Here is a 12,789-nt window from a genome sequence, read left to right on the forward strand (position 1 = left end):
GATCTCAAAAGCGAGTATCCAGGACGTGAGCAAAAGCTCACAATAGTAGTATGACCTGCGAAGACGTCAGCCCCACCCGGATCGGAACCGTGGAGGGGGTGGAAGCCCTCGTCGGACGACCGGCGTCGATGATCATGCTGAAGCAGCTCGCCGCGCTCGACGAGGGATGCGTGGACGTGCTCGCGCGCAGCCCGATCGCCGGGTTCGGCCACCGCGCCGCGGACGGCACGGTCAGGACCACGTTCGTCGGCGGCGCACCGGGTTTCGCGCGCGTGCACTCGCCGGCACGGATCTCCTTCGCCATGGACGCCGCCGACGGCCCGGCCTCGTTGCTCTTCCTCCTGCCGGGAGGAGGGGAGACGTTGCGGGTCAACGGTGTCGTGCGCCGCGGCGGGTTCGACGTCGAGGAGGTGTACGTGCACTGCGCCCAGGCCGTGCTGCGGTCCGGGCTGTGGCAGCGGCCGACTCCCGCGCAGACCGCGCCCGAGGTCGGCGACGGTCCACTCGCGACACCCGGTGTCGCGGACTTCCTGGCCAGCGCGCCGTTCCTGGTGCTGTCCACATGGGACCTGCAGGGTGGAAGCGACACCAGTCCGCGCGGCGACCAGCAGGCGGTCGCGAGGATCCTGGACGGCCGCACGCTCGTGATCGCGGACCGCAAGGGCAACCGGCGGGCGGACACGCTGCACAACCTGCTCGCGGACGACCGGCTCTCGTTCGCCGCTCTCGTGCCGGGACGCAACGGCGTGCTGCACGTCCGCGGCCGCGGATCGATCACCGCCGACCCCGCCGTGCTGGAGCCGTTGTCGTTGCGCGGCATGCCACCGCACGCCGCGCTGCTCGTCGACGTCGAGGCCGCCGAGCTGACCGCGAACGACGCCGTGACGCGCGCCCGGCTGTGGAACCCGGCCGCCCGCGGCGCGGTGCCGGACCTGATGGCGCTGGCGGGCAGGCACCTGGCCGCGAACACGAAGAAGGGCGGGTCGTTCCTGCTCAAGCTGAGCGGCGTCATCCCGGTGAGGTGGCTGCGGGCGGTGATGAACCTGGCCTACCGCTCCGGCCTGCGCAAGGAGGGCTACGAGGTCACCACCGCGCTGCCTTCCGTTGCGGCACAGGAAGAACCGCTGAGGGAGGTGCGCGTGGCCGAGGTGCGCCACGAGACACCGAGCGCCGTCACGCTGGTGTTGGAGGACGGCCGGCCGTTCGACTTCCGGCCCGGCCAGTTCTTCACGCTGGTGACCGACGTCGACGGCTTCCGGGTGCGCAGGCCGTACTCGGCGTCGTCCGCACCGGGTGCCGCGCTGGAGGTCACGGTCAAAAGCGTGGACGGAGGACTGTTCTCCCACCACCTCCGCTCGCTGCGGGCAGACGACCGGTTGTTCGTGCGCGGCCCGTCCGGTTCCTTCCACGTGAAGACCGGCTGTGACGTGGTGCTGATCGCGGCCGGCAGCGGCATCACGCCGATGATGAGCATGATCCGCACACTGCTGGCCGAGCCGCAGGGCGACCGCATCGCCCTGCTCTACAGCAACCGGACCGAGGAGGAGACCATCTTCGGCGCCGAACTGGCCGCGCTCGCGGGGAAGCACCCCGACCGGTTCACGGTCACGCACGTGCTGACGTCGCGCGACGGCCGGCTCGACGTTCCCGGTGTCCGCCGGTGGACGACCGGCCTCGCGTTGTCCGATGGCTCACGGTTCTACCTCTGCGGTCCCGAGGCGTTGACGGACACGGTGCGCCAGGCACTGGACCAGCTCGACATCGCCCCCGAGCGCGTGCAGGTGGAGAGCTACGCGGGCACGACCACCGCGGAGGGATCGGCCACACCCCAACGCATGCTCGTCGAAGGCGTGGGCACGGCCGTGGTCGAACCCGGCCAGACGCTGCTCGACGCCGGACTCGCGGCCGGCCTGCCGCTGCCGTACTCGTGCACGGTGGGAAGTTGCCGGGAGTGCGTCGTGAAGCTCCTGGCGGGCGAGGTGTCCTCGCAACAGGACGGCGAGGTCCTCACCTGCACGAGCGCTCCGTTGACCGACGTCACCCTGCAACTGCCTTAGGGCGTGTCCCGTCGGCCGCCACCGCACCAGACGAACTTCCCTAGTGCCGCAACAGGAACCCGGCGCTGTGGTCGACGCAGCGCTGCCGGGGACGCGGCTGCCCCCGCGCCGTCAGCACCTGGTCGAGGTGGCGGTACACCCCACCGAGATCGAGCGGACCCGGTCCGTCCAGCACCCGCACGAGCTCGCCGGTGAACTCGGTGTTGCGGGCGTCCGCGCGGTACGCGGCCTTGGTGGTGCGGTTGGTGGCGGTCAGCAGGTGCAGGTCCGCGGCGGCGGGGGAGTCCATCGCCAGGCCCGAGTAGCAGCAGTCGAGGACGACGACGCGGTGCCGGGCCTTGGCGTGCTTCATGATCTCCAGCACCGAGTCCAGCGGCAGCGACGTGCGGCGGGCGTCGCGCGGGGTGTCCACGGAACCGGGTAGCGCCAGGCAGAGGTGGTCGTCCTGGTCCCGCAGCCCGTGGCCCGCGTAATAGAACAGCAGCAGGTCCGCCGGGGACGAGGCGCACCCGTCCAGCCGGTCGAGGACCAGCTGCGGCGTCGTCGGGTCGCAGAACAGGTGCATGCCAGGGGTGTCGACGACGTCCACGAGCGCGTCGTGCAGGTCGGTGAGGTTGGCGGCGGCCTGGTCGAGCTGGGGCAGGCCCTCGGTGTAGGTGCTGGTGCCGACCAGCACGGCGCGGGAGTCGGGCACTCAGTCCTCGTCCAGCAGCCGCACGATCCGTTCCAGCAACGCCTCGGCGTCCGGCGGTGCCTCGACGTCGATGTCGAGCCGCTCGCCCTCGCGGGTGATCCGCAGACTGATCCTGCGCGCCTTGGCCCGTTCGGTCAGCCACGTGAAGAACGGCCTCGCGAGCGGCACGGTCGCGGCGGCCACGACGACGGCGTCGGCGGCACCGCCCAGCTCGCCCTCGCCGGGGCCGATCATGCGGAGGTCGACGCTGCCCCGCAGGTCCTCCTCCAGCCAGGCGGCGAGGTCGCGGGCGTCCCGGTCCCTGTCGGCGGGGTCGCCTTCGAACTCGAAGAGGGTCTTGTCGGGCACTGGGGCTACCTCTCGGCGGCGGTGGTACCGGGACGGCGGCGCCGCGCGGTGTCGAACAACGGCAGGTGGCCGGGCACCTCGTAGGGCAGCCGGAACGCCAGTGCGGCCTCCTCCAGGTCGACCAGGTCGCAGAGGATCCGTTCGGCGTCGCGCATGCTCCCGGGAGGGGCGCCCTGGCGGTAGGTGTGGTCGAGCCAGTCGCGGTTGAGCGCGGCGAGGTTGCGCCACACCGCGTCCAGCTCGGTGGACGGAGGGCGGCAGGCCGCACCGCCACCGGTCGTGGCGGCGACCAGCTCCGCGAACCCGTAGGGCACGGGTCCCTGGGACGCGACCGAGATCCGGGTGCGGAAGCAGAGCCCGGACGTGTAGCGGGCGGCGGCCTCGGCGTAGAGCGGGGCCGCGTGGATCGCGAGCCGGTCGGCCGGCGGGGGCATGGCCCAGATCGGGTTGGTGAGGCCGGGCCTGGCGAGCAGGTCGTACTCCTCCGCCAGCCGCCGCAGCTCGCTGATGAGCGTGGGCGAGGGCGCGTACGGCTCCAGGTACACGCTCAGCACGGTGGGCGCGGGCATGCGCGCCAGCTCGTGCCACAGCGGTTCCCACGAGGGGTCGTCCGGCGGACGGGGCGCGGCGACGGCGAAGCAGAGCTGCCTGCCGGTGTCGCGGCGCGAGCACGGCGCCCAGCTCAGCCGCTTGCGCACCTCGAAGCCGCCGTTGACGTCGATCGCGCCGGGCACGAGCTCCTCGCTGATCTCCTGCCCGTCCAGCAACGGTTCGGTCAGCACGTGCGGTGGTGTCGCGGCGAGCCGGTCGCGCAGTCGCACCGCCGCGGCCTCCGCCCGGCGCGGGTCGGTGTCCTGCACCCGGCCGAGCAGCGTGCACGACACCAGCCGCGTCGCCGGGTCGTTGCGGAACCGCAGCTCCCAGCGCGCCTGCGACTCGGTGCTCCACTGGCCCGCGAGCCAGGCGCGCTCGCGGGTGGTGGTCTGCGCGAGCCGCTGCGGTTCGTCCACCCCGGCGAACGCGCGGGTCTCCGCCAGTCGCTGGGCGGGGCGCACGCGCACGCCGACCCACGCCCAGCTCATCTGCGCCGTGCTCTCCACGAGCACGCCAGGAGCGGTCACTGGTGTCCCGGCAGGCTGTGACGCCCGGTGTCCGGCGGGGCCGCGTGCCGCACGGGCGGCGGCGCGTACCCGCCCGGCACCGGCCCGCTGGCGAACGAGCCCGACTCCACGGGCGGCATGCCGTGCGGGAAGCCGAACTGCTCGGGCACCTGGATGCCCTCCACCGCGACCATCAGACCTTCACGGCAGGCGGCGTGGACGGCCTCGCGCATGGCCCGTGCCCGGTCGGCGCGCAGCATGGCGATCTCCGGGTCGTTCTGGCCGGACATGCCGCGCACGATGCCGACCAGGAACTGGCGGATCAGCGTGGAGCCGCGCCGCGAGCGCCACATCTGCCAGCCGAGGTACAGGCTGGTGCCGTAGCTGAACACCGAGACGTACACCCGGAAGTCGCCCTCGGTCAGGAACAGCCGGTGGCTCAGCTCCATCGGACCGGCGCCCGTGCGGATGCGCCGCGTGCCGCCGTCGAGCGGGAGCTGGCGGTTGCGCAGGGTGCCGGAGATCTGGCTGTAGACCGACGGTGCGAATTCGGCCCGGTCGGTCAGCATCACGCGCCACTCGGCGACCGGTTCCGGCAGCTTGGTCAGCAGCAGCACCACGAAGAACACGACGACGGAGCCGATGTTGCCGATCGACCAGAAGACGAAGGCACCGGCGGCCGTGTCGATGCTGCCCGCGGACACGCTGCCCAGTCCGACGAGGAAACCGAGCAGCCCGAACACCGCCCAGACCAGGAACGCCGCGGCGGCCGCGCGGGCCCAGAGCTGGAACACCACCCGCCAGCTCACGGTGTCGTCCAGGTACAGGTCCATCGGCCGGTGGCACAGGTTCTTGTCCAGGTAGGCGGCGTTGCCGTCGCCACCTCGCCAGCCCGGCAAGGGCTGGACTTGGTTCTCGTTCAACGGGTGGGTCCTTCCGGTGACGACTTGCGACAACCGGATTAGTAGCGGGCGTCCGCCGTGCTGTTAACAAATTCGAATGCGTTCACTCTGATGTCGCAACCTATTTCTTTGCGAGGTGGAATGGGTTCGGTAAAAGGTGCCAAATAAGTGACACCGATGTCAGTGAAACGGACCTGGCGAGCGGAATGCAATTGCGGTGCCGAATGGCCGCGGTCAGCCGATGGTGACCACTCGCGCCCAGTTCGGCGGTGCGTCGGGCTCGTAGTCGGGGTCGTCCTCGTTGATGCAGGTGTTCCTCGGGAACAGGCCCACCACCGTCCGGCAGGGCGGCGCCGTCTCGGGCCACGGCGTCTGGCCGTCGGTCAGCACGACGACGACGTCAGGACGGGGAGAGGACCGCAGGGCCTTGTCGAACCCCTCCCGCAGGTCCGTGCCACCGCCGCCCACCAACGGGATTCCCTCCGCCTTGCACAGCGGACCGGTGACGTGGGCGGCGGCGTCGCAGGACAGCACCGATACGAGGTCGCGCCTGCCCCCCACCGCACGGACGATCGCGGTGATCTCGACGATCGCGCTGCCCAGCTCGGCGTCGCTCACCGACCCGGACGTGTCGACGATGACGACCACACGGGGCGGACGGCGGCGCAGGCTCGGCATGACGACTCCCGGCACGCTCGCCGACCTGCGCGAGGGCCGGCCGTAGGTGTAGTCCTCACCCACGCCGGGCCCGGAGACGGCCGAGCGGATCGCCGCCCCCAGCAGGTCCCGCCACTGCTGGGGCGGCTGGAACGCCTCCTCCGCCCAGCGCCGCCAGCCCTCCGGGGCGTTGCCGGGGCTGCCCTTGATGCCCTGCGCCACGCGGAACCGGACGGCGTCGCGTTCCTGCTCGGTGAGCCCGTGCGCGCCGCCCGGCCCCAGGTCCCACACCCGTTCCAGACCGTCGGCGCCGCTGCCGCAGTCGAGCCAGGCGAACGCGGCGGTGTAGCGGCCCAGCCGGAACTGGCGCAGGTAGTCCTCCATCAGCTGCCCCTCGTCCAGGTGGAGCGCCCGCGGGTGAACGGCGTCCTGCGGGCGGGGCAGGCCGTCGCCGAACACGTCGTCGTTGATCTCGCAGTCCGCCGCGATGTTCATCCGCAGCCGCTCGCCGGGCCCGTGCAGGTCGTTCTGCTCCGCGAACCGGTCGCCGCGCCCGTGGTGGTCGCGGAGCAGGTGGGACGCCTCGTGCACCCAGACCCCGGCGAGCTCCTCCAGCGGGGTGCGGTCGACGAACGCCGGCGAGACGTAGCAGCGCCAGTGCCGGTCCACGGCCATCGTCGGCACGTGCCGCGACTCCACCGGGTGCAGGGCGAACAACGCCGTCGCGAGGTACGGCCGGCAGCGCACCGCGTACAGCCGCGCCGCGAACAGCTTCTCCTCGTCCAGGATCACCGGCCACCACCCCCGGTGCGCGCCAGGGCGCGGTCCGCCCGCTGCGTCAGCGACACCGCGCCCGCCAGCCGTTCGATCGTCTCGGGGACCTGCCAGTCGTCCTGGCGCAGCGAGGCGAGTGTGGCCGCCGGGACGACCACGAGGTCCGGCGCGCCCGTGTCGAGGGCCAGGGTCAGCACCGCCCACGCCGCGTTCCAACGGGCCTCGTCCGGCCGGTTGCGCACCGCCGCCACCACCCCGTCGAGCACGACCTGCCGCAGGTCGCCGCGCTCGGGCAGCACGGCCTCCGCCGGGTCCGCGAGCAGCACCTCGGGATCCGGCAGGTCCATCCGGTCGACGCTCGCCAGCAGTTCGAGCCCGGGACCGTCGCCGACCGTGCCCCGCACCAGCATCGACAGCACCTCGCGGGAAGTGCCGGCGGCGGTCGCGAACGCGATGAGCCGCAACGTCATCTCCCAGCTCCGCGGAGAAGGCCAGGCACCGCCGCGCTGCGTCTCGGTCTTCGGCATCCTGTGCACGAGGTTCGGCCGTGCGGCCAGGAGCTCGCAGACCGCGCGGCGGGCGAACGCCACGGCGTCCGGCAGCCGTTCGGGATCGAGCCGCGGAAGTGGTGCGGTGGGCCAGGTTCCGCCCAGTCCGCGCACGACGACCTCGTGGTCGTGCGCCCACTGCAGGTGGACGAACCGGTTGGCGAGCGGCGGGCTCAGCTCCCAGCCGTCGGCGGCCGAGGAACGCGGGTTGGCGGCGGCCACGATCCGGATGCCCGGCGGCAGCCGCAGCGCGCCGACCCTGCGTTCCAGCACGACCCGCAGCAGCGCGGCCTGGACCGCGGGCGGCGCGGTGGACAGCTCGTCCAGGAACAGCAGTCCCCGTCCGGCCTCGACCAGACGCACGGCCCAGTCGGGAGGCGCCATCGGCACGCCCTGCGTCGCGGGGTCGTCGCCGACCACAGGCAGTCCGGCGAAGTCCGACGGCTCGTGCACGCTCGCGATCACCGTGGTCAACGGCAGTGCGAGGGCGTCGGCGAGCTGGGTGAGGGCCGCGGTCTTGCCGATCCCGGGTTCACCCCACAGCAGCACCGGCAGGTCCGCCGACACGGCCAGCATCAGGGCTTCCAGCTGGGGATCGGGCCGCGACTCGGTGGACGTGTCGCCGAGCAGGGCGAGCAGGTCGGCGGCCACGTCGAGCCGGTTTTGGGGCACGGTGAGGAAAGCAGACATGTTCTTGGTCACCTTGAGTAGAGGCCGTGCGCCGGCCTGGGCGAAGAGGGGAAGGGTCAGCGAACGGCCGGGCGACGCCGGCGGGAGTCCCGAGTGGACGGTGGTGGCGGTCCCTGGACGAGCCCGGCGCGGTACAGCCCGTGCAGGACCTTGCGCCGCGCGGCCGTTTCCAGCTCGTCGCGCAACGGCCCGTCGCGCAGCAGCGCGTCAGGACCGAGCAGACCTTCGACGACGGCGAGGGCACCGGCGACGTCACCGTGGTCCAGGCGGGCGCGGACGTCCACCAGGTCCTCCGGGTGACGGTGGGCCGCGTCGATCGCCTGCAGGCACGGCAACCCGTTGCCGCCCAACGCGACCAGCAGCTCCTCGCGGCGCAGCTCGGCGGGGGAGTGGTCCAGCGGGACCAGCACCCCGTCGACCACGCCGATCCGGTGCCTGGAGCCACGGCAGTCGACCAGCCGCGAACTCGTTGTGCCGTCCGGACTTCGCGTCGCGAGTCTTGGTTCGTCCGGCAGCAGCGACGCCGCGACGAGGGGGTGCAGCTGATCGGCGCCGATCAGTCCGGCGCGCACCAGCTCCAGGTCCGGCGGCACCCAGGTCGCCGCGTCGGGCAGCAACGGCAGAGCGCGCTGGAAAGCCGTTGGTGTGGAGGCGCTTCTGTCGAGGTCCGGTGGCGCGGCGGGCCACGCCGGCAGGACCTGCCGGGAAGCCGTTGGTGTGGAGGCGTTTTCGCCGGGTTCCGGCGCGAAGTCCGTTGCCTCGCAGCCACTTCCGACCAGTCCCAGCGTCGTCCACCGCCGCGACCCGAGCCGCACCAGGACATCGCCGTCGCACCCGTCCGCGCGGAGCAGGATCGCGGCCTCCGCCCTCCACCGGTCGGTGGCGCGCCCGCCGGGATCCTCACCGGTACCGGCCCGCTTCCGCAGCTCCCCGGTCCTGCGCGCGTCCCACAGGTGACGGTGCAGGTCGAGCCGGAACCTCCGGTCAGGCCGCGGATGGGGATGATCGCCCGCCTCCGCCAAGACCCCGGACGGTGCCCACACGGCAAGGCTGATCCGCTGACCAGCGCATGCCCACGCCGGCGGCGTCCGCGCGACGAGGTGCAGCTCGCGTCCGGTGTCGTCGGCGTACCTGGCGAGGGAGACGGTGAGGCCCGGCCGCAGCAGGCCGTCCGGCCTGATCCGCGGGAAGTGCCAGCGCAGCAGGTCAGGAGCCAGATGCCGCAGGTCGGCGCGCAGAGCGTCCGCGCACGGCCTGCCGCGGGCCAGACCCACGACACGGAGGTCGAGATCCACGTCGACCCGCGCGGCAGCGCAGGCACCGGCCCAGTCGCCGATCTCGCGGCGGGTGGTGGCGGACTCGATCATCGACGTCGGCACGGCGAACTCGCGCACGGCCGACCAGAAGAGGTTGCGGGTGTGTCCGTTCACGGTCCAGTGGTGCATCAGCACTCACCTTCGGTGAACAGGACCCCCGATCTGCTCGTGGAGGTAGTCATCGCGGGAACCGTATCAGAGCGCGCAAGCGGGTTCACGCCACCAGGGCCTTGGGGTGCAACGGATGCGTCACGCGGCCGCGTGACGCCGGACCCGCGCCAGGTACCGCGCCGTCGCGCGCGGACCCCGGAACACGTGCACCTCCGCGTCCCCGGCGTGAGCCGCGAGCGCCTCCAGCAGCAGCGGCCGGGAACGGCGGCGCCACGACCACACCCACCGCCAGAACTCGGCGTTCTCCCGCGACCGCCACACCGCCCGCCAGGCGCACCGCGGGAACGAGTAGTCGAGCACCAGCACGGTGTCCGCCCTCCGCAGCCGGCCGTCGAGCACGTCGTACGGGCCGAGGTCGCCGTCCATGATCCAGCGTTCCTCGGCGGCGAGCTCCGCCTGGACGACGACCCACAGCTCCAGAGGCGTCGGCTCCAGGTTCGGGCCCCAGAAGTGCTTGTCGAGCTCGACGACGGGAAGTCCGGTCGCGGCGCCGAGCGCGGCCGCGAGGGTCGACTTCCCGGCGCCGCCGCGGCCGAGGATCACCACACGATTCATGAGACGATCGTGTCAGAACGGCAGGCGCCGCGCTGCGGCACCGCGCACCCGCGCCTCTCACCGAACGAACTCGCAGGCCTAGTCGGTCTGCTGCTCCATCACCAGGATCGCCCCACCGGGCTCACCCACGTTGCTGCGCAACGAACTGCACACCACGCGGACCACGACCTCACGCCCGCGCCGGTTCACCGCGCTGAGCTTGACCTCGTCGATGAACGCAGGGTCGGACAAAGCCGAGCGCACGATCGGCCGGAGGTCGGCGACCGGCAGGCCGATGTCGAGGTTGAGCAGGTGCTCGCCCTCCGCCTCGTCGCGGCGCACGCCCCAGAGCTCCTCGGCGCCGCGGTTCCAGGCGAGGACCCGCATCTGCAGGTCGAGCACGACGACGCCGGCGCGCAGCGAGGTGAGGATCGACTCCAGGAACTCGTTGACCTGGTCGAGTTCGGCGCTGCGTTCGCGCAGGGTGTCGTTGATGGTCTGGAGCTCGTCGTTGGTCGACTGCAGCTCCTCGTTCATCGTCTCCAGTTCCTCGTTGGTGGACTGGAGCTCCTCGTTGGTGGTCTCCAGTTCCTCCACAGTGGACTGGAGCTCCTCGTTCGTCGTCTCGAGCTCCTCGTTGGTGGACTGGAGCTCCTCGTACGCGGACTCCAGCTGGCGGTTGGCGTACTCGAGGTCCTCCAGCAGCCTGCGCGCCGACGTCACGTCGTGGAACACCACGGACACACCGAGGATCGTGTTGTCCACACCGACGAGCGGGTTGACGTGGATCTCGAACCACAGCGACTCGCCGGGCCCGCGCAGCCACTCGACGTCCTTGACGCGCAACGACTTGCGTTCGAGGCGGGCCTGCTCGACGTAGCCGCGCAGTTCGATCGGGCGGTACGAGAGGTCGAGGTCGCGCAACGGCCGGCCGACGTCCTTGGGGGACAGCCCGAACGTCGTCTGCGCCTGCAGGTTCGCGAGCGCCACCACGTCGTCCGCGGTCACGACGACCTGCGCGACGGGGCTGGCGGAGAAGGCGTGCTCGCGCAGCTCGTCGATGCCTCCGACGTCCACCCTGCGATCGTGCACGATCGGGTAGGAGACGAAGTTGGCCGCGCTGCCGGAACCGTTGGGCGCCTTGCGGAAGATGCGCCGCTTGAGGTCGATGGGGTCGAAGATCCGGCTGTGGCTGAGCAGCATCTCGGCCTTGCCGAGGAACAGCACTCCCTTGGGCACCAGGGCGAAGTGGAACCGGCCCAGGATCTTGGCCTGGGTCTCCTGGTTGAAGTACATCAACGTGTTGCGGCACACGAGCAGGTCTATGCGGGAGATCGGCGCGTCCTGCACGAGGTCGTTGCGGCCGAAGATGACCGAGCGGCGCAGGTCCTTGCGGAAGCTGTAGCGGCCGTTCTGGTGCTCGAAGTACCGGGCCACGAGCTCCGGCGGCACGTTCTGCAGGTCGCGTTCGCCGTAGCTCGCGAGCCTCGCCTGGGTGAGCGCCTCGTCGTCGACGTCGGTCGCGTAGATCTTCACCTGCTGCCGGAACCGGTCCGGCCCCAGTGCCTCGGCGAGCACCATCGCGAGGCTGTACGCCTCCTCGCCGGACGCGCAGCCCGCGCTCCACACCCGGATCGGGTCGTCGGGGCCGCGTTCGGCCAGGATCGCCGGGATCACTTCCTCGCGCAGGTACGTCCACGCCTCGGCGTCGCGGAAGAAGCCGGTGACGTTGATGAGGATCGTGTTGAACAGCGCGCTGAACTCCTCGGTGTTGACCTGCAGCTGGTCGATGTAGTCCGGGTAGTTCTCGACGCCGATCTGGCTCATCCGGTGACGCACGCGTCGCATGAGACTCGTGCGCTTGTAGCCCGTGAAGTCGAAGCCGCGCGACTCCTTGAGGTAGAGCAGCACGTCCTCGAAGGCTTGGTCAGGTGCGGGGCGGCGGTCGTTCACGTCGGCAAAGCTACCGCTTCGGCCTCGGCGTCAGCACAGCCCACACGATCTTGCCACCATCGAACGACGGCCGGGAGCCCCACGCCGCACACCTCTCGTCGACCAGTTCCAGTCCTCTGTGGCCGGGCGCGCCCGGTCGTGAGGCCGTCAGGACAGGAGGTTCCGGGTCGCCGTCGCGGACGGCGATGGACAGCCCGGCGGGCCGCAGTTCGACGCGCAGCACGGATTCGGTGCGGGCGTGCCGGACCGCGTTCTCGACGAGCTCGGTCACCACGAGCAGCGCGTCGTCGAGCTGCAGGGGCAGGGACCACTCCTCACACGCGTCGCGCACCTCCTCCCGTGCCAGGAGAGCCGCGACCAGCGAGTTCGGCAACGACAGGCGCCGGTAGCGGCGAGGTGGCGGTTGTCCGGCGCGCTCAAGCGCGGACTCGAGGTCGGGTGCGGTGTCGACGTGCCGGGAGACGCCGCTGCGCCTGAGCTCGTGCCGGTGCTTGTCGGTCTCCGCGACGAGGACCACGGGCACGCCGGGCCACTGCGAGATCCTCATCCAGACCGTGGTGAAGACCGCCAGCATGGCTCTGCTCGCGGTCTCGAAGTCCGGCCCCAGACGCACGACGACCGCGGCCGGCGCCTCTGTCGCCTGCTTGAGCAGCTCGTCGCGCAGCGACGGGTAGGAGGACAGGTCGAGGCGGCCCACCGGCGTCGCCACCACCACGCCGGCCAGCTCGGTCGTCTGGACGCTGATGTCCGTCACGCGCCCGCGCCTACCTCCCTGGCTGCCCGCGGTGTCCTCGTCGAGCATCCCGGACCGGCTCCCGGCGGCCTCACCGGGGGCCTGGGTCAGTCGGTCCGCACCGACGTCATGTGCAGGCACAGCCCCGCCATCAGCACCAGGACGCCGCCGAACGCCAGCGTGAAGGTCGCGGTGAGAAGGCCTGCCAGCAGACCCAGCCCGCCGAGCAGGTCGATCGCGTACCGGACGGACCGGCGGTTCGGTTGCCAAGGCGCGACACGGGGTGGCGGGGACTGGAGCGTGGTCATGACG

At 71.7% G+C, this 12,789-nt stretch carries 12 protein-coding genes; 1 reads left to right on the forward strand and 11 read right to left on the reverse strand.

Going from position 1 to position 12,789, the window contains the following annotated elements; translation table 11 throughout:
* The first annotated feature begins 50 nt into the window (after positions 1-50).
* Positions 51-2,057, forward strand: a complete 2,007-nt coding sequence (locus ACFWN2_RS12525; RefSeq protein ID WP_382427059.1) for a 2Fe-2S iron-sulfur cluster-binding protein — start codon at positions 51-53, stop codon at positions 2,055-2,057.
* 40 nt (positions 2,058-2,097) lie between these two features.
* Here the strand turns inward: ACFWN2_RS12525 and ACFWN2_RS12530 are convergent, their stop codons facing one another.
* From ACFWN2_RS12530 to ACFWN2_RS12580, 11 genes are all read right to left on the reverse strand, one after another.
* Complete coding sequence (locus ACFWN2_RS12530) at positions 2,098-2,751, reverse strand: caspase domain-containing protein (protein ID WP_382427061.1); 654 nt, start codon at positions 2,749-2,751, stop codon at positions 2,098-2,100.
* A complete protein-coding gene (locus tag ACFWN2_RS12535) occupies positions 2,752-3,099 on the reverse strand; it encodes a hypothetical protein (protein WP_382427062.1) in 348 nt (115 codons plus the stop codon).
* A gap of 5 nt (positions 3,100-3,104) precedes the next feature.
* A complete protein-coding gene (locus tag ACFWN2_RS12540; protein ID WP_382427064.1) occupies positions 3,105-4,220 on the reverse strand; it encodes a hypothetical protein in 1,116 nt (371 codons plus the stop codon).
* Positions 4,217-5,122: a hypothetical protein gene (locus ACFWN2_RS12545; protein ID WP_382427065.1), complete on the reverse strand. Its 906-nt coding sequence runs from the start codon at positions 5,120-5,122 to the stop codon at positions 4,217-4,219. Before ACFWN2_RS12545 ends, ACFWN2_RS12540 begins: the two co-directional genes overlap by 4 nt.
* Before the next feature lie 213 nt (positions 5,123-5,335).
* A complete protein-coding gene (locus ACFWN2_RS12550) occupies positions 5,336-6,550 on the reverse strand; it encodes a VWA-like domain-containing protein (protein ID WP_382427067.1) in 1,215 nt (404 codons plus the stop codon).
* Complete coding sequence (locus ACFWN2_RS12555; RefSeq protein WP_382427069.1) at positions 6,547-7,770, reverse strand: AAA family ATPase; 1,224 nt, start codon at positions 7,768-7,770, stop codon at positions 6,547-6,549. Before ACFWN2_RS12555 ends, ACFWN2_RS12550 begins: the two co-directional genes overlap by 4 nt.
* A gap of 56 nt (positions 7,771-7,826) precedes the next feature.
* A complete protein-coding gene (locus ACFWN2_RS12560) occupies positions 7,827-9,215 on the reverse strand; it encodes a hypothetical protein (RefSeq protein ID WP_382427070.1) in 1,389 nt (462 codons plus the stop codon).
* A 120-nt stretch (positions 9,216-9,335) separates the two neighbouring features.
* Positions 9,336-9,812: a hypothetical protein gene (locus ACFWN2_RS12565; RefSeq protein WP_382427072.1), complete on the reverse strand. Its 477-nt coding sequence runs from the start codon at positions 9,810-9,812 to the stop codon at positions 9,336-9,338.
* A gap of 78 nt (positions 9,813-9,890) precedes the next feature.
* Positions 9,891-11,744 (reverse strand): CheR family methyltransferase, encoded by a 1,854-nt coding sequence (locus ACFWN2_RS12570; protein ID WP_382427073.1) that lies wholly within the window; start codon positions 11,742-11,744, stop codon positions 9,891-9,893.
* Positions 11,745-11,754: 10 nt separating this feature from the next.
* Positions 11,755-12,498: an ATP-binding protein gene (locus ACFWN2_RS12575; protein ID WP_382427074.1), complete on the reverse strand. Its 744-nt coding sequence runs from the start codon at positions 12,496-12,498 to the stop codon at positions 11,755-11,757.
* An 86-nt stretch (positions 12,499-12,584) separates the two neighbouring features.
* The gene (locus ACFWN2_RS12580) at positions 12,585-12,785 is read right to left on the reverse strand and encodes a hypothetical protein (protein WP_382427075.1); all 201 of its coding nucleotides are present in this window, start codon (positions 12,783-12,785) and stop codon (positions 12,585-12,587) included.
* Positions 12,786-12,789 lie beyond the last annotated feature (4 nt).

This window comes from Lentzea sp. NPDC058436 (assembly GCF_042721515.1).
Taxonomy (GTDB): Bacteria; Actinomycetota; Actinomycetes; order Mycobacteriales; family Pseudonocardiaceae; genus Lentzea.

Excerpts from the sequence above, each read along its gene's own strand:
- ACFWN2_RS12525 (WP_382427059.1), top strand. The coding sequence starts at position 51 with ATGACCTGCGAAGACGTCAGCCCCACCCGGATCGGAACCGTGGAGGGG.
- ACFWN2_RS12565 (WP_382427072.1), bottom strand. The coding sequence starts at position 9,812 with ATGAATCGTGTGGTGATCCTCGGCCGCGGCGGCGCCGGGAAGTCGACC.
- ACFWN2_RS12555 (WP_382427069.1), bottom strand. The coding sequence starts at position 7,770 with ATGTCTGCTTTCCTCACCGTGCCCCAAAACCGGCTCGACGTGGCCGCC.
- ACFWN2_RS12560 (WP_382427070.1), bottom strand. The coding sequence starts at position 9,215 with ATGCACCACTGGACCGTGAACGGACACACCCGCAACCTCTTCTGGTCG.
- ACFWN2_RS12580 (WP_382427075.1), bottom strand. The coding sequence starts at position 12,785 with ATGACCACGCTCCAGTCCCCGCCACCCCGTGTCGCGCCTTGGCAACCG.